The following is a 19,596-nucleotide window of genomic DNA, read 5'->3' as shown; positions in this document are numbered from 1 at the left end:
CGACCTGCCGTATTTGCCGCGATACCACTCGTTGGTCACGAATGCCCCGCGCGAGGTCGCCAGGCTGTTGATCTGGTTCGAGAAGAACTTGAGAAAGCCATCGTGCTCGGGATCAGAGCCACGGCCATGGGCGACCAGGATCGAATCGACGCGGCCAGCCTGCAGATCAGCAAAGTGGAAGCGCGGCAGTGAAGAGGGCAGCGAGAAATCGGCAATGCCGACCACATCGGTGTGCCACAAGAGATTGGCCACGCGATCGCGCTGCTGGGCCGCCACATCCAGCACGCGGCGATGCTGCTGCGGCATCGACCAGGCCTGGGCAAACACGCGCGGTGCGCTGGCAGCGCCGGCAAGCGCACCACCGGCGGCCACCATGCCGCGCAGCAGGCCGCGCCGTGACGTGCCTTCGGCATGCACGCCGCCGGCTGCGGCGCCGGTCTTGTCTGCCAGATGCTGCTTCATATTCCGATCATGCCATGGTTTTCATGGGTAAAAGCTGAACAAGGTTACCACGGATCAACCTTGGCTCACAGTCCCCAGTTGCTGCAACGCAGCACTATCTACCCGCATGATCCGCCATTCGTCCATCATGCGTGCGCCCAGTGACCGGTAGAACGCGATCGACGGCGCATTCCAATCGAGCACCGACCATTCCAGCCGCGCACAGCCGCGCGCGATGGCCAAGCCGGCAAGCGCCTGGAGCAGGGCCTTGCCCAAGCCGGCGCCGCGCGCCTCGGGCCGCACGTAAAGGTCTTCCAGATAAATTCCCGGCTTGCCTTCGAACGTGGAAAAGTTGTGAAAGAACAAGGCAAAGCCCTGCCCCACGCCGTCCTGCTCGGCCACCAGCACTTCGGCCATCGGGCGCGGGCCGAACAGATGCTCGCCCAGCGTGGCTTCGTCAAAGCGCACCGCGTGCGAGAGCTTTTCATAGGCAGCCAGATCGCGGATCAGCTGCGCCACCAGTGGCAGATCAGCGCGCGTGGCCGGGCGCACCGCGATCGTCATGGCGCCGGCACCAGGGCATCGACGCCGATCCAGATCGTCATCGCCTGCCCGCCCATCGGCGGCGTGGCCGTTATCACCGCATAAGCATGGCCGCCGTCGCGCCGCGTTTCCTCGCCCGTCACGGTAAAGCCCAGCAGGGCCAGCGCGGTGTCCTTTTCCGCCGCGCTCACCACGTTCCAAGCGCGCTCGCGCGTTGCGCCGTCCTGGCCGCCGGTGATGCCGCGCAGCAGGATGAGGATCTGCGCATGGCGCAGCCGCGCTTCATCCGCGCGGCCCAGGCGCGGCAGAGCCTGTTCTTCCAGATAGAGCGCATTGAGATTGAGCGGATCGATCGCGCGTTGCGCCTGCGCCATGGCCAGGCTGCGCGCGGGATCACGCTCGATCGTGGCCCAGGCCGATTGCGCCTGGTCCCATTCGGGCACGGTGCCCCCCAGACGGGCACGGTTCTGCCAGCGCAGCGCGCGTGCATCCAGACTGGCATCGCCCTGCTCGAACCGCGCCAGGCCGGCCTGAAACGCGTCCTGCGCCAAGGCCGGCGCGGCCGCGATGATCAGCGGCGCGGCCAGCAGCACCATGGCCGGCTTCACTCTGCCGGCTCGCCCACTTTGGCCGCAGCCGCATCGGCCGCCGCTTCCATCTCGGCCGCCTTGGCCTCGACCAGGGCGACGATATGATCGAGCATCTCTTCGGACTGCACGGTGTGATCGGTCACGCCCGAGAGATAGACCATGTGCTTGCCATTGCCGCCGCCGGTCAGGCCGATATCGGTTTCGCGCGCTTCGCCCGGACCATTGACCACGCAGCCCAGCACCGAGAGCGAAATCGGCGTCTTGATGTGCTGCAGCCGGGCTTCCAGCGCCTCGACCGTGCGGATCACGTCAAAGCCCTGGCGCGCGCAGCTGGGGCACGACACCACGCGCACGCCGCGTGTGCGCAGGCCCAGGCTCTTGAGGATTTCAAAGCCGACGCGCACTTCCTCTTCCGGCTCGGCCGACAGCGAAACGCGCAAGGTATCGCCGATCCCGGCCCACAGCAGGTTGCCGATGCCGATCGCCGATTTGACCGTGCCGCCGATCAAGCCGCCGGCCTCGGTGATCCCCAGGTGCAGCGGGCAATCGACCGCTTCAGCCAGGCCCATATAGGCCGATACCGCCAGGAACACGTCAGAGGCCTTCACCGCCACCTTGTATTCGTGGAAGTCGTGGTCTTGCAGCAGCTTGATGTGATCAAGCGCGGATTCGACCAGCGCTTCCGGGCACGGCTCGCCATACTTTTCCAGCAGGTGCCGTTCCAGGCTGCCACCATTGACGCCGATGCGGATCGCACAGCCATTGGCCTTGGCCGCGCGCACCACTTCGGCCACGCGATCGGCCGAGCCGATGTTGCCGGGGTTGATGCGCAGGCAGGCAGCGCCCGCGTCAGCCGCTTCGAGCGCGCGCTTGTAGTGGAAATGGATGTCGGCGATGATCGGAATGCGCGATGCCTTCACGATCTTGCCCAGCGCCGCCGTGCTCGCCACGTCGGGGCAGGACACGCGGATCAGGTCCGCCCCGGCATCCTCGCAGCGGCGGATCTGGTCTATCGTCGCCACGGCATCTTCCGTGGGCGTGTTGGTCATGGTCTGGACGGTGATAGGGGCATCGCCCCCGACCGGCACGCTGCCCACCATGATCTGGCGGCTCTTGCGGCGCACGATGGTGCGCCAGGGACGGATCTCGCTCATGCTGCCGGCTTATACCGTGTGCCCCGCGCCATGGCCACCCGGCATGAAGGGTGATCAGAGCTTGCAGGCGTAAAGAAATTCCGGGTCGCAGTGGTTGCCCACCCAGAATTCGATATCGGCAATCTTTTCAAAGCCAAAGCGGTGGTAAAAGCGCTGCGCATCGGGGTTGTCGCTATAGACCGTGAGCTGAATCTCGTCGGCGCCACGATCGCGCGCGGTGGCCATCGCCCAATCCATCAGCTGCCGCCCCAAACCGCCGCCGATGCAGGCGGGATCGGTGTAGAGCTGCTTCAATTCCAGCGGCCTTTGCGGGTGCGTATAGTCGCGCGGCAGCGTGCTATCGAGCACCAGCTTGCAGAACGCGACCAAGCGCCCGTCATCCTCGATCACAGCGATGCGCATGCCCGGATCAGCGATCTGCCGCGCCGTTACCGCGTCGCTATGCGCCTCTTCCATGAACGCGGCAAAATCTTCCGGCTTGTAGAGATGCTCGAACTTGGCCGAAATTGCACGGCGGGCAAGGTCGGCCAGCGGCAGGGCATCAGCGGGGGTGGCAAGGCGCAGCGTCGTCATGCCAGGCTGCATAATGGCCTGGCGCGGCAATTGCTACCAATGGTTGCCTGCTGCCACGGCCCGCTTTTCCGCCGCCGAACTGACCCGGCCGAGCACGGCGTTGCGGTGGGGAAAGCGGCCAAAGCGCCAGACCATGCGCGCGTGCGCCACGGCAAAGCTGCGGATATAGCTGCTGCCCAGCGCGGTGAAGCGGGCAACGCTTTCGCGCTGCACCACGCGGTCTTCGCTGTGCATCAGGGGCATCAGCAGGAATTGCCGCGCATCGCGGTCCAGCCCACGGTCCCAGCCCCGGTGCAGGGCAACGCGGGTCAGCGCCAGGGCCAGATCGTCATAGGCAAAGGCCTGGGCGCTATCGCGAAAGGCATTGCGCGGCACCTGGTCGAACAGCAGGATCGCCGCGCGCAGCGTATCCCGATCCTTGGCCAGCTCGGTGAGCGGCTGCGCTGCGATCGGGCCGAGCAAAGGCGCGAAACGATCTGCGATTGCCGCGTCGATTGCGGGATCGTTGGCAAAGCGGGCCTGGGGTGACAACGCACGGAACCAGAAATGCAGCAGATCCTGCGCCCAGAAACGCGGCGTCGTCACCATCGATTGGCCTATCCGTCAGTTCGCCTGCGCCACTTTGTCGGGCTTGGTATAGGGAATGAACTTGTCGAGCCCGACGAACCCGCGCCAGAAACCGCTGGTGCGATCGCGCAGTTGCACGGTGTCGATCGCGCAGAGTTCCGAACCGGTTAGCCGGGTGACCAGGATATCATCGCTGCGCAGCGATTCGGCGCCGGTGCGCGGCTTCTGGACATAGAGCGTGCGGCCCGAATCATAGACGATCGCGGTCTTGTCAAAGACCTGCGATCCGGCGACGGTGGGCATGTAGATGCAATCCACCGGCTTGCCCGGCACGCGCCCTTCCAGGCGCTTGTCCAGTTCCTGTTGCGGGGTCAGCCGCGGCTTGGCTTCGGCCATGGTTCCGGCCAGCGCCATGCTGCCCACAGCGAGCGAAAGAGCCAGCATTTTTGCCTGCTTCATCATGATTCGCCTCTTGGTCTTGCGTGTCTCGATCTTATGCCCGGCAGAATACCATGCCGGCGCTGAACTCCACCTGAAAAATGCAGGCGTCAGGCCGTGCCCCCCACGGTCAGCCCATCGACCAGCACAGTGGGCTGACCGACGCCGGCTGGCACGCTCTGCCCGCCCTTGCCGCACACCCCGACGCCTTCATCCAGCGCGAAATCGTTGCCGATCCCGGTCACCCGCGTCAGCACGGTGGGGCCATCGCCGATCAGCGTGGCGCCCTTGATCGGATCGCCCAGCTTGCCGTTCTTTACGCGATAGGCTTCGGTGCAGGTAAACACGAACTTGCCGCTGGTGATATCCACCTGGCCGCCACCGAACGACTTGGCAAAGATGCCGTCCTTGACGCGCGACAGCAGTTCGGCCGGATCATCGTTGCCGCCACGCATGAAAGTATTGGTCATGCGCGGCATCGGCGCATGGGCATAGCTTTCGCGCCGGCCATTGCCGGTGGGCGCCACGCCCATCAGCCGCGCATTGAGCCGATCCTGGATATAGCCCTTGAGAATACCATCCTCGATCAGCACGTTTTCCTGGGTAGGTGTGCCTTCATCGTCGATCGAGAGCGAGCCGCGCCGGCCCTGCCCGCCCAGGCCCAGCAGCGTGCCATCGTCCACCACCGTCACGCCGGGCGCCGCCACGCGCTGGCCGATTCGCCCGGAAAAGGCGCTGGTGCCCTTGCGGTTGAAATCGCCTTCCAGGCCATGGCCGACCGCCTCGTGTAGCAGCACGCCGGGCCAACCCGGGCCGACCAGCACAGTCATCTCGCCTGCCGGCGCAGCGACGGCTGAAAGATTGGTCACCGCCTGGTGCAGCGCCTGGTCGATACCGCGGTTCCAGGTCTCGGGCAGGAACAGATCGTCATAGAGCCGCCGCCCGCCGATCCCGAACGAGCCGGTTTCGCGGCGCCCGTTGTCTTCCACCACGACCGACACGTTGAGCCGCACGAGCGGGCGCACGTCATGCGCGACAAAGCCGTCGGCACGCACCACCTCGACCACCGACCACGAGCCAGAGAGCGAGGCAGAGACCTGCACCACGCGCGGATCACGGGCACGGGCGGCGGCATCGATCTGTTCGAGCAGGCGCACCTTGGCCTCGAACGGCACGCCATCGAGGGGCGAGGCATCGGTATAGAGATGGCGGTTGTTATGGCGCGGTGGCGGCGCTGGCTGGCCCTTGGCCGGATCGAGCAGCTTGAGCGTTTCGCCCGCCCGAGCAATCGCGGCGGCCGAAACCTCGTTGGCATGGGCAAAGCCGGTCATTTCGTCCGACACGCCGCGCAGGCCAAAGCCGGCGTCGCGCGAATAGTCCGCCGTCTTCAGCCGCCCGTCGTCAAAGCCAAAGCTTTCGCTGGCCACGAATTGCAGGAACAGCTCGCCATCATCACACGCGCCCAGCGCACCGCGCACTAGGCGTTGCGCGTCATCGGGGGTCAGCAGGCCGGGGCGATAGAGCAGCGAGCGGGTGTCGGCAGAAAGCGTCATCCCGCCGATATAGGCACGCGCACGGCCGCTGGCCAGCGGCGTCCTGCCGGTGCGCCACAATTGGTGCGGCGCAACCGGTTAGCACCAGTTCAGGCGGCCTGCGTGGCGCCGGTGTCGGCCGGGCCGCCCTTGAGCACGAAGCGCTTGTCGCAATAGCCGCACTCGACATAGCCCTTCTCGTCGATCTCGAGCCACACGCGCGGGTGGCCAAGGGCGGAAGGCTTGAATGCGCCGGTCGTGCGGATGCCGCTCGACCCGTCGCAGCTGACGCGGGTGGCATCGGTGAAGATCGTTTCGGGTGGCTGGATCATGCCCCGCCGCCTAGCAAATGCCACCGCGCCGCACAATTGCCGTTTTGCCCCATTGAAGCCTTTACCTTGCGCGCGACTGGGGGCAGGAAGCGCGGCATGAACGCCTCCGCCCCGATCTCCCCCACCACCGCCGAACCCGCCATCCGCATCCGCGACCTGGTCAAACGCTATGCCGCCACGGGCAAGGCGCCGGCCAAGCTCGCGCTGGAAGGCGTCAGCTTCGATGTGCCGCGCGGGGAAATCTTCGGCCTGCTCGGCCCCAATGGGGCGGGCAAGTCCACGCTGATCAACACGCTGGCGGGCCTGGTCCTGAAAACCTCGGGCACGGTGGAAATCTGGGGCCACGATATCGATACCGATCGGCGCAATGCCAAGGCGGCGATCGGCATCGTGCCGCAGGAAATCGTGTTCGACCCGTTCTTCACGCCGATCGAAGTGCTCGATATCCAGGCTGGCCTCTATGGCGTGCCCAAGCATCTGCGCCGCTCGATGGAACTGCTGCGCGCGGTGCACCTGGCCGACAAGGCCAAGGCCTATTCCCGCTCGCTGTCGGGCGGCATGAAGCGGCGCCTGCTGATTGCCAAGGCGATGGTCCACACCCCGCCCGTGCTGGTGCTGGACGAACCGACCGCCGGGGTGGACGTAGAACTGCGCCGCCAGTTGTGGGAACTGGTGGGCGAACTCAATGCCGGCGGCGTGACCGTGGTCTTGACCACGCACTACCTGGAAGAAGCCGAGCAGCTGTGCGACCGCATCGCGATCATCAACCACGGTCGGTTGATCACCAACAAGCCGACGCGCGAACTGGTTGGCATGGCACGGGAAAAGGTCGTGGTGCTGACGCTGGACAAGCCGCTGGCACAGGCGCCGCAGCATCCCGCCTTCATCAAGGCGACCCTTAACGAAAGACAGGTGGAAATCACCTATGACAAGGATCGCAGCAACGCGGGCGAAGTCATGGCCCTGGTCCAGGCCATGGGCGTGCAGATCCTCGACGTGTCGACCCGCGAAGCCGATCTGGAAGACGTGTTTGTGAGCCTGACCGCCGGCGCCTGAGACGCCGCTTCAGCGCCATGTGCGCCCAGCAAAAAGGGGGTGCAGCCACTGTGGCCGCGCCCCCTTTTTTCGTCGGAAAAACCCCGTTGTTACTGGGCCTCGGCACCCTTTTCGTCCAGCGCTGGCGCCCGCATGGCGCGCCAGCCACCACCCTGGCGACGATAGATCCGCTTGCCGCAATGCACACATTCGGAATTGTAGTTGAAGCCATCCCAGGTGACTTTATCGCGCTGTGGGCGATGGCGGTTGAACAAGCACAGGACACGACCGAATACCATTTTCCGCCCGACTCCGATGGCACTTTTCAGATGGCGCACTCTTAACATTCCATCTGGTGAAAACGAAATGAAATTATAAGATATCTATATCTTAAGTTATATATCTCCCGTTCCGGCCTGCGGCCAGCACGGGCCACCGCGCGGCAAATCCCTTTCCAAACCCGGCCCGCGCGGGCAAAGAGGCGCGCGTGAGCATCAAGACCCCCCTTTCTCGCACGGCCCAGCCATGAGCGGGCACGACGTTCTCATCATCGGCTCGGGCGCAGCCGGGCTTACCGCCGCGCTGGTTCTGGCGGAACGCTGCCGCGTCATGGTGCTGGCCAAGGGCCGACTCGACGGGGGGTCAACCGCGTGGGCCCAGGGTGGCATTGCCGCCGTACTCGACGAAGGTGACACTTTCGAGGATCACGTGCGCGACACGATGATCGCGGGATGTGGCCTCAACCGGCGGGAAACCGTGGAATACGTGGTGGAGCATGCGCCCGAGGCGATTGCCCGCTTGGGCGAAATCGGCGTGCCGTTCAACGAAGAGGCCGGCAGCCTGCACCTGACCCGCGAAGGCGGCCATTCGCACCGCCGCATCGTCCATGTCGATGATGCCACCGGCGCGGCCGTTCAGCAGGCGCTGATCCGCGCGGCGATGGCGCACCCCAACATCACGCTCAAGCCCGACATGGTGGCGATCGACCTTGTCACCGACCGGCACCGCGCCCACCCCAAGGGCGATCGCCGCGTGTGGGGCTGCTATGCCCTCAACACCGCCAGCGGCAAGGTCGAATGCCTCACCGCGCGCGCCACGATCCTGGCGACCGGCGGCGCGGGCCGCACCTATCTGTTCAGCACGGCCCCGCGCGGGGCAACTGGTGATGGCATTGCCATGGCCTGGCGCGCGGGCTGCCGCGTATCCAACATGGAATTCATGCAGTTCCACCCCACCTGCCTTTACAATCTGGAGGTCAAGAACTTCCTGATCACCGAGGCGGTGCGCGGCGAAGGTGGGCACCTCAAGATCCCGCCCGGCTTCCCCGGCGGTGGCGAGCGCTTCATGCCGCGCTTCGACCCGCGCGAGGAACTGGCCCCGCGTGACGTGGTGGCCCGCGCCATCGACCACGAGATCAAGCGGCTGGGGCTGGACTATGTCCATCTCGACATCAGCCACAAGGACCCCGAATTCGTCCGCGGCCACTTCCCCAATATCTATGAGCGGCTGCTGGGTCTGGGCATCGACATGACGCGCGAGCCGATCCCGGTGGTGCCGGCGCAGCACTATACCTGCGGCGGCGTGCTGGTGGACCTGTCCGGGCGCACCGATCTCACCGGGCTCTATGCCGTCGGCGAATGCTCGGAAAGCGGGCTGCACGGCGCCAACCGCCTGGCATCGAACAGCCTGCTCGAATGCTTCGTGTTCGGCGATGCTGCCGCGCGCAACATTCTCGATTGCTGGGACGAGTTTTCACCCCCGCCCGAAGTGCGCGGCTGGGACGAAAGCCGCGTGGCCGATTCCGACGAAGACGTGGTGATCAAACAGAACTGGACCGAGTTGCGCCGGTTCATGTGGAACTACGTGGGCATCGTGCGCACCAACAAGCGCCTGGAGCGCGCCGCCCATCGCATTGCCCTGCTGCAGAGCGAGATCAACGAATACTATGGCAATGTGCGCGTCACGGCCGATCTGATCGAGTTGCGCAACCTGCTTCAGGCGGCAGACCTGATCGTGCAGAGCGCGCGGGCGCGGCGCGAGAGCCGCGGACTGCATTACAACCAGGATTTCCCCCAGGCGCAGCCCGCCGCGCGCGAGACCATCCTGGTGCCCGGCTGACCGGCGGCAGGCTGACCGGCGGCGGGGCCCCTGCCCGGCCCCGCCATCATCAATCCGCCATTACCAGAAGTGGCGGCCCAGATAGATCAACAGCATCGCGCCCAGCACCGAGGCGAGGCAACCGGCGCGGTTGAACCCTTCGCTCACGCTCCCGCGTCCAGCCAGGCTCGATGCCAGGCCGGCCACCAGCGCGCCGCCGATGCCCAGCGCGATCGTGCGGGCAAGGCCAATCTCCACTGCGCCGGGATAGAGAAAGCGGGCGGCGATGCCGACCAGCAGCCCCGACAGCAGCATCGAAAGGATATCGCGCATTACTCGTTCCTCCTGTGCGAAGGTGCCGCGCCCGGCAGCGGCGTGCCGCTCAGCCCTGGGGTCCTCCACTTGGTACACCCCCTATGGGTAGTGCGGCTGGGGATATCGTGCCAGTGCCTCTGGACATCGTATTTTCCACAGCAAAGCCAGCGGGTACGAAAAATATTTCGCACCCGTCATTTTTCCCTTGAAGCCTTGGAAAGCCCGCGCGTCGCTGCACTGCAGCATGAGTGGGGCAGCGACGAAGCGAATCGTACTTGCGACGAATCGCGTAGCCCTTGAGGGCATGTGCCACTTGCCTGCCAGACCCGGTTCAAGCACTATGGGTTGTGGTCGTGGCCACGGAGGGCAACCAAACCTAGTTATATGTCAGGATGCACCCCATATAGGGTGCATGTGGCTCGTCCACCGTTGCGGAGCCTTTGACGTTGCTTGGGTTTTCGGCGTCGCGGCATGGCAGACAGGGATTCTGTTCCCTTTCTGTTTCAATTTATGGCATGATCGCGGGCGCGTTGAGTCGTCTCTCGTTCTGCCACCGAAGCCAGGCTGCAAGGGCCAGCACATGCTGGATCGCGCGGCCATTGGCAGTGTCAGCAATATCCGGTCCGTCACTCGCGGCGGGCCTCGTGCAAACGGGGAATGGAACGTGAATTTCAGGACCGGGGAAATGAACGATGGAACGGCTGTGATGGCGCAGGACGAACTGGGACTGGAAGGTGGCCTGGCCACCCTCGAACGCGACGCCGCGCCGGAGACCCCGGCAACCGCAACCAAGGCCACGCGCAAGGCTGCGCAACCGGCGGAAGCAAAGGCAGTGGACATGCAGGCAGACGACAAGGGTAGCGCGGATCTGGTTTCGGCCGCGGCCGCGATCATGGCCAGCGCGACGAGCGATGCCGCAAAGGCCCCGCCAATCGATTCCAAGTCGGTCAACCCGCGCCGCTTTACCATCGTCACCGATGCCGCGCGCGACGCCAAGCTGACGATCTTCGGCAAGGACACGCTCGACGATCGCTATCTGCTGCCCGGTGAAACCTACCAGGATCTGTTCGCGCGCGTGGCCGATGCCTATGCCGACGACCAGGACCACGCCCAGCGGCTCTATGACTACATCTCCAAGCTGTGGTTCATGCCCGCCACGCCCGTGCTGTCGAACGGCGGCACTGGCCGCGGCCTGCCGATCTCGTGCTATCTCAATTCGGTGGAAGACAGCCTGGAAGGCATCGTCAAGACCTGGAACGAGAACGTATGGCTCGCCTCGCGCGGGGGCGGCATCGGCACCTATTGGGGCAATGTCCGCGGGATCGGCGAAAATGTCGGCCTCAACGGCAAGACCAGCGGGATCATCCCCTTCGTCCGCGTGATGGACAGCCTGACGCTGGCCATCAGCCAGGGCTCGCTGCGCCGTGGCTCGGCCGCATGCTATCTCGACATCTCGCACCCCGAGATCGAAGAGTTCCTCGAAATCCGCAAGTCTTCGGGCGATTTCAACCGCAAGGCCCTGAACCTGCACCACGGCGTGCTACTGACCGACGAGTTCATGGAAGCCGTGCGGGATGGCGCCGAATTCGCGCTGCGCAGCCCCAAGGACAAGTCGGTGCGCGGCAAAGTTGATGCCCGCTCGCTGTTCCAGAAGCTGGTCGAAGTGCGCCTGGCCACCGGCGAACCCTATATCGTGTTCTCCGACACCGTGAACCGCATGATGCCAAAGCATCACCGCGATCTGGGGCTGAAGGTTTCCACCTCCAACCTCTGCTCGGAAATCACGCTGCCCACCGGCATCGACCACCTCGGCAACGATCGTACTGCGGTGTGCTGCCTTTCCTCGCTCAATCTGGAAACCTGGGACGAGTGGCAGGGTGACAAGCACTTCGTGGAAGACGTGCTGCGTTTCCTCGACAACGTGCTGCAGGACTTCATCGATCGCGCGCCCGACGAGATGGCCCGCGCCAAATATTCCGCCGCACGCGAGCGTTCGGTCGGAATGGGCGTGATGGGCTTCCACTCGTTCCTGCAGAAGAAGGGCATTGCCTTCGAATCCGCCATGGCCAAGGCGTGGAACCTCAAGATGTTCCGCCACATCGCCGCCAAGGCCGACGAAGCCTCGCTGCTGCTCGCCCAGGAACGCGGCCCCTGCCCCGATGCGTCAGACATGGGCGTGATGCAGCGCTTCTCGTGCAAGATGGCGATCGCGCCCACCGCGTCGATCTCGATCATCTGCGGCGGCACCTCGGCCTGCATCGAGCCGATCCCGGCGAACATCTACACGCACAAGACGCTGTCGGGCTCGTTCGTGGTGAAGAACCCGTACCTGGAAAAGCTGCTGCGCGAAAAGTCCAAGGATTCCACCAATGTGTGGAACTCGATCCTGGAACGCGGCGGCTCGGTCCAGCATCTCGAGTTCCTCTCGGCCGACGAGAAGGCGGTCTACAAGACCAGCTTCGAGATCGACCAGCGCTGGCTGCTTGAATTCTCGGCCGACCGCACGCCCTATATCGACCAGGCGCAGTCGCTGAACCTCTATATCCCGGCCGATGTCGACAAGTGGGACTTGCTGATGCTCCACTTCCAGGCTTGGGAAAAGGGCATCAAGTCGCTCTATTACCTGCGCTCCAAGTCGGTGCAGCGCGCCGGCTTCGCTGGCGGGGTCGAGGCAGACAACACCGCCGAAGCGCGCCGGATCGAACTCGACGTCAAGCAGACCGATTACGAGGAATGCCTGGCCTGCCAATAAGTGCTTGCCAATAAGGCCCAACCGCTGACCGCCTGGCGATAGGTATTTATCGTTCAAGGCGCTTCGCCGAGGCCATTTGGGAAACGAGGGGGCGATCGGCCAGCATGGCATGATCGCCCCCTGCCGGCCCCACCCAGCGGTCCCACCCGCCGGAATCGCGCCATTCGCTATCCTGCCCGTGATCGTTACCCAGTGAGCGTCACCCATGCCGGACCACGCCAAGACCCTGCCGATGTTACAGATGGCGACATTTCGCTGCTTGCCCCGGCCGGCAACACACCGTCACAAGGTGGCGCGGCCCGGCGATGCCAATGCCGGTATCGGCAGCGGGCCACAGGACCATAGGGGATCGTTCAATGCGCAAGTGGCACCGCTGGATTTCGGTGTTTTTCGGAGTCTTCCTTTTGTGGATCGCCGTGACGGGCACGCTCAGTCAGGTTGTTCCGCTGCTCAGCGGCGGGGACGGCGACCGGCCGGCCAAGACCATGGCGGAGGCAACCCCGGCCAAGCCGGCGTTCGTCTGCCCGCCGGACTATATGTGCCGGCCCAAGCCCAAGGGCGGCAAGTCGATCGTCGGGTTGCTGCACCATCTGCATTCGGGCGAAAGCTTTGGGCCGGCCGGGGTGCTGATCAGCACGCTGTCGGGCTTTGCGATGATTTTCTTCAGCTTTTCAGGGCTGTGGATGTACATCCAGATGTGGCGCAACCGCAAGGATCGCAACCTCAAGCCGGGCTGGTTCTGGAAGTAGGTGACCACGGAAAAAGCGCCTCGCCACTTACGACGTGGAGCGAGGCGCCTTCCGGTCGCCAGGGACGACCTAGCCGCGAAGGGGACGCGGCTTTTCGAGGAACTTCAGCCTATATGGGAAGCGGAAACCTACTTTTCCTCTTCCTCAAAGGTCAGGGCGACGTCGGCGTTGGCCGAAAGACGCACCGTGTCGCCCTCGACTCCGGCCACCAGACCGAGCGACAGGTAGTGGTGGTGCCCTTTGTGGGCGCCGCTGTTGGCCTTGGTCAGCTTGATGCGATGTCCATCGACATGATCGACCGTGCCAACCGGGGCACCGTCTGCGCCGATGACGGCCATGTGCTCGCGAATCTGGCTTGCGATGGGATTGCTGTCGTTGCCGGTCATGCCCAGCCTCCTGCATTGTGTGGTGGTATGAGGGATGCGGGCCTTGTTCGCCCGTCTGCCCCTGTGCCCACAATGCCGCGCCGGGCCGGCCGTTCCCGGCATTATACCCTGCGATCGCATGCCGCGCCCGAATGGGCAGACACCGCAGGTTGGCGCAAGCCGGAATGCGCCCGTCGTGCCGCGCAGTGCCGCCGCGCCGGCGCCCCGCCGCTTCGTTTGGGCCGATGGCGAAACCGCCCTGGCCCCTTGCCCATGCCCATGCCCTCCAGGCCGGCTTTCCTTGCCGCCTGAAACAGCCCATATTCTTTCGAATTCCAACAGGATTGCCACCCATGTCCCTTCTTGAAGCCCGCAAGACCTACAAGCCCTTCGAATATCCCTGGGCCTATGAATACTGGAAGCGTCAGCAACAGATTCACTGGATGCCGGAAGAAGTGCCGCTGGGCGAGGATTGCCGCGACTGGGCGCAGAAGCTGTCGGACCACGAGCGCAACCTGCTCACCCAGATCTTCCGCTTCTTCACCCAGGCCGACGTGGAAGTGCAGGATTGCTATCACGAAAAGTATGGCAGGGGGTTCAAGCCCACCGAAGTGAAGATGATGCTGGCTTCGTTCTCCAACATGGAAACGATCCACATCGCGGCCTATTCGCACCTGCTCGACACGATCGGCATGCCGGAAAGCGAATACGGCATGTTCCTCGAATACGCCGAAATGAAGGACAAGCATGATTACATGCAGAACTTCGGCGTGGACAGCGACGAAGACATTGCCCGCACCCTGGCGATGTTCGGCGGCTTCACCGAAGGCCTGCAGCTGTTCGCCTCGTTCGCGATGCTGATGAACTTCCCGCGCTTCAACAAGATGAAGGGCATGGGGCAGATCGTCTCGTGGTCGGTGCGCGATGAATCGCTGCACTGCGAAGGCATTACCCGCCTGTTCAAGGAATTCTGCAACGAACGCCAGTGCCTGACCAAGGCGGTGAAGGAAGACATCCTCGATTGCTGCCAGAAGACCGTGCGCCTGGAAGATGCCTTCATCGACCTGGCGTTCGAGCAGGGCCCGGTTCCGGGGATGAGCCCCAAGGAAATCAAGCGCTACATCCGCTATATCGCCGATTGGCGCCTGGGCCAGCTGGGCTTTGATCCGATCTACATGATCGAGGAACACCCGCTGCCCTGGCTGACCCCGCTGCTCAACGGGGTGGAACACGCCAACTTCTTCGAAACGCGCGCCACCGAATATTCCAAGGCAGCCACGCGCGGCAACTGGAACGATGTGTGGTCGAACTTCGACAACCGCCGCAACGCCAAGGCTGCCAACACGGTTGAAGAACCGACCGAAGAAGACGTCGACATGTTCGGCGCGGCCGGCATCGCCGCCGAATAAGGCCCCGAACAGGGCATAGGCCTCAGGCCAACGAGAGCCTCGTCCCGTGCGCCGTGCACGGGGCGAGGCTCTTGCGCATGGGGCGGCTGATCAGGCCGGCGGCGCCATGAACGCGGGCAAGGGGCCGATATCCTTGCCCGCCTTGCGTGCGGCCGCGGCCGCGGCGGCGATGAAATCCCAAACCTGCTTGCTGAAGCCGGGATCGGCCTCGCCCTGCCAGTTGTCCATGTCGGCATAGAGGCGGCTCGCCCCTTCCCACATCATCGGGCTGGCCTGGCGCGTGAACGGTTCCAGCAACGCCAGCCATTCGCGCACCAGCGCCAATGCGGCATCGCTGGCAGGATCGAGCGGCAGCATCGCCTCGATCCGGCGCCCCAGTGCCTGCCACTGCGCATGATAGGCTGCTTGGTCAAACGGGGCCGCCGCGGGCATCGCCGCCTGCCAGTGGGACTGCTCTTCTGCCGTATAGTAGCGATCGAGCACCGCTTTCCACGCCTGTTGTCCATCTGTCATCATCGTATCTCCCTTGCGGATCAGCGAGCAGAGCGTCGCGGCATCGAGCGGCTCGCCTCGGCCGACGCGGGACAATGCGGAATCGATCAGCGTCAAAGCCTCGGTGATCTCGGCGGCCTGCTGCACCAGTCGCTCACGCTGTGCCGACAGCAACGCTGCCAGATCGATCGGCTTGCGATCGAACAGGCGCTTGATCTCAGCGAGGCTCAACCCGGCTTTCTTCAACGCCACGATGCGGTGGATGCGCTCAAGATCGGCCGGCCCATACCAGCGCCGGCCGGATTGGGTGCGCAGCGGCGCCAAGAGCCCGCGCGCCTCGTAAAAGCGCAAGGCCCGGGCAGTCAGCCCGGTACGGCGGACTACGTCATCGATGGCAAACGAATCATCCATGACCGCGATCTAGCGGTTGACCCTGCGTCAACATCAACCCCCTTGGTGCGCGGCGCCACGGCAATGGCTCGGTTTCCGATCCACCACGCGTTGCGATGCCGATGCAAAACCACGATCCCATGCCACACCCGGCGCGCCGCAACCTGGCTGCCCCGGGGCGGACGCAAGGGGGCGCTGGCAGATGACAGATGGCGCGCGCGCTGGCGCGAGGGATCACGGCGAAAGCCAGCACGTTACACAGCGGTTTGGCCTGCTCGATGCCTTGCGCGGCGTGGCGGCGCTGGTCGTGCTGGCCTATCACCTGGTGCAGCAGCACAGCCTTTCGGCCCTGCCCCATGCCGGGCTGGCGGTCGACTTCTTCTACACGCTGTCGGGCTTCGTCATCGCCTTTGCCTATGACGCGCAAGTGCGCGACGGGCGCCTGTCGCGGGCCGGCTTTGCCCGGGCGCGGGCGCGGCGGCTCTATCCCCTGCTGGCGCTGGGCACGGTAATGGGCTTCTGCGTGTTTCTGGGCGCGGTGTTCCTGCGCCACAGCGTGTCGTTGCGCGATGCCCTGCTCGCACTGGGCTTTGCCCTCGCCCTGCTGCCCTGCCCGTTGTTTCCACAATGGCCCACTGCCTTTCCGCTCAACATGGCGGCATGGTCCCTCGCGTTCGAAGCCTATGTGAACCTGGCCTATGCCCTTATCGCCCGCTTCCTGTCGCAGCGGGTGCTGCTGGCGCTGGTCGGCCTGGGCGCCGTGCTGGTGGTGACAGACATCGCCCATTTCGGCCGCCTGATGGGCGGCACGGACAAAGCCGATTTCGCGTTTGGCGCGGCGCGGGTGGTCTATCCGTTCTTTGCCGGCATCCTGATCTTCCGCTGGCGCCGCGAACCCGCGCGCCGCCGCCCCGTGCTCGCTATTGCCCTGTGCACCGGCCTTGCCGCCGCGCTGCTCATCGTCCCGGAACGCATGATCGGCCTCGATCCGGCGATCTATGACGGCGCATTGGCGCTGATCGGCTTTCCGCTGCTGGTCTGGCTGGCTGCCGCCGTGCCGCTCGACGGCCGCGTGGCGCGCGCGGCGCACTGGCTCGGTCTGCTCAGCTATCCGATCTATATCCTGCAAGGCCCGGTGCTGCGCCTCGGCGTGGAACTGGGCCGGCACGCGCCGCTGCCCGCCGCAGCCCTCGCCCTGGTGCAAGCAGTGGCCGTCATAGCCGTCGCCTGGGCCGCCAACCGCTGGTTCGATGCACCGGTCCAGGCCTGGCTACGCCGCGCCGAACGCCGCCGCCACACCAAGACGGCGCCGGCGGACCAAGGCCAAGCTCCATTTGCGCGCGCCTTGCGCTCATCCCGGACTTGATTTGCACACGGGGCCGTGTTGCCAGGGCATGAATGCGCGACGCTGGCGGTTGGGGCGTCTGCTACCGTTTTACCCATGCCCTAGGGTGAGTGGGGATTGAGCCGATGGCGGGCTGCGAACGGTCGCTTTTCGCGCTTCCGGTTCACGTACCAAAAGTACGCTGCGCTCCGGGCCCTGAAAATCCGCCATTCTCGCGCCACCCTGGCCTAAATCCCCACAGACCCTAGCTTGCCGCCGTCAGGTTTGGCGCGTCTGCGCGAAATAGCCATCATCTGCCGCTGGTAATCGGGGAGGCAGTTTGCGATCACCACCAGTCGTTCACGATTGCCAGATCGAACGTCTGGATGCGTCTGAGCCGGCCATGCCACCTTGCCGAAAAGCCGATGGCGGCGTGTCGCGCGCGGGCCAGGACAGGGCTGCCCGGCCCTGCGGAGCGCCTAATCGCTCGCTGGGCCGGCGCAGATACGGATGCGAAAACGTTATCCGGGGATGTGAATCCCACAAAGCTTGTTGCCGTCTGGATCGCGCACATACGTCAGGTGGATAGTCCCCATCGCGGACGCTCGCGGACCAGGGGCGTCTTCGATTGACGTTCCGCCGTTGGCCACCGCGACGTCATGAAATTGTTGAACTTGCTCGGGCGAATTGCACGAGAATGCGACGGTGGCCCCGTTCGCGACGGTGGCGGGCTCATCGTTGATCGGCTGGGTGACGATGAAGTTGGTTCCGCCCTGGTTCGGGTAGAAAAGGCGCGTATGTCCGCTTCCCGCGATGTTGATCATCGGCTCTGGCACGCCGAGAACACCCAAAACCGCGTCATAGAACCGCCGCGAGCGCTCAATGTCGTTGGAGCCTACCATTGTGTGGAACAGCAATTTCTCTCTCCGCATAGCTGATAGAAGGCTTGTGGAGGCGATGCGGGATCGGAGCAAGCGGCGAGTGCGCTGTCAGGCGATTTAGCAAGCCGAGCCGGTCGCGCTCAGCGGCCAGCGGGGGAATTTCAGGATATCAGATGTTTAGCGAGAGCTGCTGCTGTTCGAAACGTTACGTCGCAACGGTAGAAAAGCATCGATCGTTCATGCCATCATCCAGTATTCATTGATCACATTTCGCAATATCATGCGGGAGGCAGCGCGGTTGCAACTGCCATGTGCGCCGACGCGACTAGGCGGCGTGAACAACACTGTTTTACGCATAAAGTGGGGCAAACTGTCACGTACTCGTCAGGTTCTCGGCAAAGCGCCGAAACGTGCCTTTGTCATTGAACACTGGTGTGCGGCTGGCGCCCGGGAGGCATACCCCAGCCGCCATCGCAACACCGCGCGACGAACGCGGGCGGGATCAGACCAGCGCGTTGGCCGATGAGCCGAGTTCGGCGAAGTAGCGGGCCATGGCATCGGCGGCCTTATCGGTAAGGGTGATGAAGGCGCGGCGGCGGTCGGTTTCGTCGTCTACGCGCTGGAGCAGGCCGGCGTCTGTCATCTGGCCGATCCAGCGCAGCGCGGTGGTGGGGGGCACGCCCGAGGCGATGCACAGCGAGGTAACCGAGACGCGCACGTGCTCCACGCGGGCGGCGGTCAGATCGAGCAGCATGTCCCACGCCGGATCGGCGAACAGGTCGCCCTCGAAAAAGCGGGCGCGCAGCTGACGTTGGCGGATGATCTTGCGCACCAAGCGCGGATCGGGCAGCGGTGGGCGGGCGGTGCGCACCAGGCGATCGGTGCCTTCATCGAGCCTGGCCGGGCCGGCTTCCCCGCCCTCTCCGTTGAAGCGAAACGCGGAGGCGCTTTCCACGTCAGCCGCGTTGCCGGGCGAGAGCTGTTCGAGCCGGGCGGCGATGTTGGTCACCTGCTCGGTCAGGCGCAGCAGCGTAAGGCGGTCTTCCTCCCCCAGTTCGCGCACGCGGTTGCCGGTGCGGGCGAGCACGCGGCCCATGGCAATCACCCGCTCGGCCCGGCTGGGGGTGACCAGAATCTGCGCTTCTGATTGGTCAAGGCAGCCAAAGACATCATCGAGCGAGCCGATGCTGGTGGATACCACCAGTTGCGAACCGCTTTGCGCCGCGCAGCTATCGAGCCGCGACAGCGCGGCCAGTTCCAGTCCGTCGATCACCGGGCAATCGACCAAGACGAGATCACCCAACCCCGGGGCGGCCGCATCGGATACCAGCCGTTCAAGATCGCTGGTCTGCGCCACGCGCAGGCCGGCGGCGGCGGCGTCTTCGGCCATTTCGGCGCGCAGATAGCCACGATCGGCAAAGATCGACACGGCAAGCGGCTGAACCCCGCGCCCTTCCCCGGCACCCCAGCCGAAAGAATGCTCTTGCACCCGGTCGTCCGTTGTCCCGCTTTCGCCGGAAAATCCGTAATCAAAACGCGCCGCAGCCTGCCCCATTGTCCCCACTCCGTAAAATCGCGTATGCGAACACTTGCGGAACAAAGCGGGATCAGGTCAAC

21 protein-coding genes are annotated in these 19,596 nt (G+C 64.7%); 7 read left to right on the top strand and 14 right to left on the bottom strand.

Going from position 1 to position 19,596, the window contains the following annotated elements:
• From H926_RS35195 to H926_RS0121790, 9 genes are all read right to left on the bottom strand, one after another.
• Positions 1–462 (bottom strand): murein L,D-transpeptidase catalytic domain-containing protein (locus tag H926_RS35195; protein ID WP_237741149.1); only part of this gene is annotated, 462 nt, incomplete at its 3' end.
• Between the two features lie 54 nt (positions 463–516).
• A complete protein-coding gene (locus H926_RS0121825; protein WP_022678147.1) occupies positions 517–1,005 on the bottom strand; it encodes a GNAT family N-acetyltransferase in 489 nt (162 codons plus the stop codon).
• Positions 1,002–1,580, bottom strand: coding sequence for a hypothetical protein (locus H926_RS0121820; RefSeq protein ID WP_133816481.1), 579 nt, complete (start codon positions 1,578–1,580; stop codon positions 1,002–1,004). The genes H926_RS0121825 and H926_RS0121820 overlap by 4 nt, the downstream gene beginning before the upstream one ends.
• Positions 1,581–1,588: 8 nt before the next feature.
• Positions 1,589–2,728: a flavodoxin-dependent (E)-4-hydroxy-3-methylbut-2-enyl-diphosphate synthase gene (ispG, locus tag H926_RS0121815; protein ID WP_022678145.1), complete on the bottom strand. Its 1,140-nt coding sequence runs from the start codon at positions 2,726–2,728 to the stop codon at positions 1,589–1,591.
• 54 nt (positions 2,729–2,782) lie between these two features.
• Positions 2,783–3,301 (bottom strand): GNAT family N-acetyltransferase, encoded by a 519-nt coding sequence (locus H926_RS0121810; RefSeq protein WP_022678144.1) that lies wholly within the window; start codon positions 3,299–3,301, stop codon positions 2,783–2,785.
• A gap of 33 nt (positions 3,302–3,334) precedes the next feature.
• Positions 3,335–3,889: a DUF924 family protein gene (locus tag H926_RS0121805; protein ID WP_022678143.1), complete on the bottom strand. Its 555-nt coding sequence runs from the start codon at positions 3,887–3,889 to the stop codon at positions 3,335–3,337.
• Positions 3,890–3,904: 15 nt separating this feature from the next.
• A complete protein-coding gene (locus H926_RS0121800; protein ID WP_022678142.1) occupies positions 3,905–4,327 on the bottom strand; it encodes a hypothetical protein in 423 nt (140 codons plus the stop codon).
• A gap of 89 nt (positions 4,328–4,416) precedes the next feature.
• Positions 4,417–5,859 carry a metalloprotease TldD gene (gene tldD, locus H926_RS0121795; RefSeq protein ID WP_028658350.1) on the bottom strand — a complete coding sequence of 481 codons (1,443 nt, stop codon included), beginning with the start codon at positions 5,857–5,859 and terminating at the stop codon, positions 4,417–4,419.
• Between the two features lie 89 nt (positions 5,860–5,948).
• A complete protein-coding gene (locus H926_RS0121790) occupies positions 5,949–6,170 on the bottom strand; it encodes a zinc-finger domain-containing protein (protein WP_022678140.1) in 222 nt (73 codons plus the stop codon).
• Positions 6,171–6,266: 96 nt separating this feature from the next.
• Between H926_RS0121790 and H926_RS0121785 the strand changes: the two genes are divergently transcribed.
• From H926_RS0121785 to nadB, 3 genes are all read left to right on the top strand, one after another.
• Entirely contained in the window at positions 6,267–7,226 is a 960-nt protein-coding gene (locus H926_RS0121785) for an ABC transporter ATP-binding protein (RefSeq protein WP_022678139.1), read from the top strand.
• A 50-nt stretch (positions 7,227–7,276) separates the two neighbouring features.
• Positions 7,277–7,549, top strand: a complete 273-nt coding sequence (locus tag H926_RS32760) for a hypothetical protein (protein WP_148291851.1) — start codon at positions 7,277–7,279, stop codon at positions 7,547–7,549.
• A 181-nt stretch (positions 7,550–7,730) separates the two neighbouring features.
• Positions 7,731–9,323, top strand: a complete 1,593-nt coding sequence (nadB, locus tag H926_RS0121775; RefSeq protein ID WP_022678137.1) for an L-aspartate oxidase — start codon at positions 7,731–7,733, stop codon at positions 9,321–9,323.
• Positions 9,324–9,383: 60 nt separating this feature from the next.
• On the opposite strand, the gene H926_RS0121770 is transcribed toward nadB, so the two are convergent.
• Positions 9,384–9,635, bottom strand: a complete 252-nt coding sequence (locus H926_RS0121770) for a GlsB/YeaQ/YmgE family stress response membrane protein (RefSeq protein ID WP_022678136.1) — start codon at positions 9,633–9,635, stop codon at positions 9,384–9,386.
• A gap of 667 nt (positions 9,636–10,302) precedes the next feature.
• On the opposite strand from H926_RS0121770, the gene H926_RS0121765 reads away from it, so the two are divergent.
• Positions 10,303–12,369, top strand: a complete 2,067-nt coding sequence (locus H926_RS0121765; RefSeq protein WP_022678135.1) for a ribonucleoside-diphosphate reductase subunit alpha — start codon at positions 10,303–10,305, stop codon at positions 12,367–12,369.
• Between the two features lie 356 nt (positions 12,370–12,725).
• Complete coding sequence (locus H926_RS0121760) at positions 12,726–13,118, top strand: PepSY-associated TM helix domain-containing protein (RefSeq protein WP_022678134.1); 393 nt, start codon at positions 12,726–12,728, stop codon at positions 13,116–13,118.
• A 128-nt stretch (positions 13,119–13,246) separates the two neighbouring features.
• Here H926_RS0121760 and H926_RS0121755 read toward each other — a convergent pair whose 3' ends face one another.
• A complete protein-coding gene (locus H926_RS0121755; RefSeq protein ID WP_022678133.1) occupies positions 13,247–13,504 on the bottom strand; it encodes a DUF2171 domain-containing protein in 258 nt (85 codons plus the stop codon).
• Positions 13,505–13,836: 332 nt separating this feature from the next.
• On the opposite strand from H926_RS0121755, the gene H926_RS0121750 reads away from it, so the two are divergent.
• Positions 13,837–14,892 (top strand): ribonucleotide-diphosphate reductase subunit beta, encoded by a 1,056-nt coding sequence (locus H926_RS0121750; protein WP_022678132.1) that lies wholly within the window; start codon positions 13,837–13,839, stop codon positions 14,890–14,892.
• A gap of 90 nt (positions 14,893–14,982) precedes the next feature.
• Here the strand turns inward: H926_RS0121750 and H926_RS0121745 are convergent, their stop codons facing one another.
• Positions 14,983–15,795: a MerR family transcriptional regulator gene (locus H926_RS0121745; RefSeq protein ID WP_022678131.1), complete on the bottom strand. Its 813-nt coding sequence runs from the start codon at positions 15,793–15,795 to the stop codon at positions 14,983–14,985.
• Between the two features lie 181 nt (positions 15,796–15,976).
• Between H926_RS0121745 and H926_RS0121740 the strand changes: the two genes are divergently transcribed.
• On the top strand, positions 15,977–17,140 hold the full coding sequence (locus H926_RS0121740) for an acyltransferase (protein ID WP_022678130.1): 1,164 nt from the start codon (positions 15,977–15,979) through the stop codon (positions 17,138–17,140).
• 479 nt (positions 17,141–17,619) lie between these two features.
• On the opposite strand, the gene H926_RS0121735 is transcribed toward H926_RS0121740, so the two are convergent.
• Both H926_RS0121735 and H926_RS0121730 read right to left on the bottom strand, forming a co-directional pair.
• Complete coding sequence (locus H926_RS0121735; RefSeq protein WP_028658347.1) at positions 17,620–18,015, bottom strand: VOC family protein; 396 nt, start codon at positions 18,013–18,015, stop codon at positions 17,620–17,622.
• 466 nt (positions 18,016–18,481) lie between these two features.
• On the bottom strand, positions 18,482–19,534 hold the full coding sequence (locus H926_RS0121730) for a winged helix DNA-binding protein (RefSeq protein ID WP_022678128.1): 1,053 nt from the start codon (positions 19,532–19,534) through the stop codon (positions 18,482–18,484).
• Positions 19,535–19,596: the final 62 nt, after the last annotated feature.

Origin of the sequence: Novosphingobium sp. B-7 (assembly GCF_000410615.1) — a bacterium.
Taxonomy (GTDB): Bacteria; Pseudomonadota; Alphaproteobacteria; order Sphingomonadales; family Sphingomonadaceae; genus Novosphingobium; species Novosphingobium capsulatum.
The sequence above is the reverse complement of the archived record's forward strand: the minus strand, read 5'-3'. Positions and strand labels throughout refer to the sequence as shown.

What these genes read in the sequence shown, in the direction of transcription:
- H926_RS0121825 (WP_022678147.1), bottom strand. Translation starts at nt 1,005, where the DNA reads ATGACGATCGCGGTGCGCCCGGCCACGCGCGCTGATCTGCCACTGGTG.
- H926_RS0121820 (WP_133816481.1), bottom strand. Translation starts at nt 1,580, where the DNA reads ATGGTGCTGCTGGCCGCGCCGCTGATCATCGCGGCCGCGCCGGCCTTG.
- ispG (WP_022678145.1), bottom strand. Translation starts at nt 2,728, where the DNA reads ATGAGCGAGATCCGTCCCTGGCGCACCATCGTGCGCCGCAAGAGCCGC.
- H926_RS0121810 (WP_022678144.1), bottom strand. Translation starts at nt 3,301, where the DNA reads ATGACGACGCTGCGCCTTGCCACCCCCGCTGATGCCCTGCCGCTGGCC.
- H926_RS0121805 (WP_022678143.1), bottom strand. Translation starts at nt 3,889, where the DNA reads ATGGTGACGACGCCGCGTTTCTGGGCGCAGGATCTGCTGCATTTCTGG.
- H926_RS0121800 (WP_022678142.1), bottom strand. Translation starts at nt 4,327, where the DNA reads ATGAAGCAGGCAAAAATGCTGGCTCTTTCGCTCGCTGTGGGCAGCATG.
- tldD (WP_028658350.1), bottom strand. Translation starts at nt 5,859, where the DNA reads ATGACGCTTTCTGCCGACACCCGCTCGCTGCTCTATCGCCCCGGCCTG.
- H926_RS0121790 (WP_022678140.1), bottom strand. Translation starts at nt 6,170, where the DNA reads ATGATCCAGCCACCCGAAACGATCTTCACCGATGCCACCCGCGTCAGC.
- H926_RS0121785 (WP_022678139.1), top strand. Translation starts at nt 6,267, where the DNA reads ATGAACGCCTCCGCCCCGATCTCCCCCACCACCGCCGAACCCGCCATC.
- nadB (WP_022678137.1), top strand. Translation starts at nt 7,731, where the DNA reads ATGAGCGGGCACGACGTTCTCATCATCGGCTCGGGCGCAGCCGGGCTT.
- H926_RS0121770 (WP_022678136.1), bottom strand. Translation starts at nt 9,635, where the DNA reads ATGCGCGATATCCTTTCGATGCTGCTGTCGGGGCTGCTGGTCGGCATC.
- H926_RS0121765 (WP_022678135.1), top strand. Translation starts at nt 10,303, where the DNA reads ATGAACGATGGAACGGCTGTGATGGCGCAGGACGAACTGGGACTGGAA.
- H926_RS0121760 (WP_022678134.1), top strand. Translation starts at nt 12,726, where the DNA reads ATGCGCAAGTGGCACCGCTGGATTTCGGTGTTTTTCGGAGTCTTCCTT.
- H926_RS0121755 (WP_022678133.1), bottom strand. Translation starts at nt 13,504, where the DNA reads ATGACCGGCAACGACAGCAATCCCATCGCAAGCCAGATTCGCGAGCAC.
- H926_RS0121750 (WP_022678132.1), top strand. Translation starts at nt 13,837, where the DNA reads ATGTCCCTTCTTGAAGCCCGCAAGACCTACAAGCCCTTCGAATATCCC.
- H926_RS0121745 (WP_022678131.1), bottom strand. Translation starts at nt 15,795, where the DNA reads ATGGATGATTCGTTTGCCATCGATGACGTAGTCCGCCGTACCGGGCTG.
- H926_RS0121740 (WP_022678130.1), top strand. Translation starts at nt 15,977, where the DNA reads ATGACAGATGGCGCGCGCGCTGGCGCGAGGGATCACGGCGAAAGCCAG.
- H926_RS0121730 (WP_022678128.1), bottom strand. Translation starts at nt 19,534, where the DNA reads ATGGGGCAGGCTGCGGCGCGTTTTGATTACGGATTTTCCGGCGAAAGC.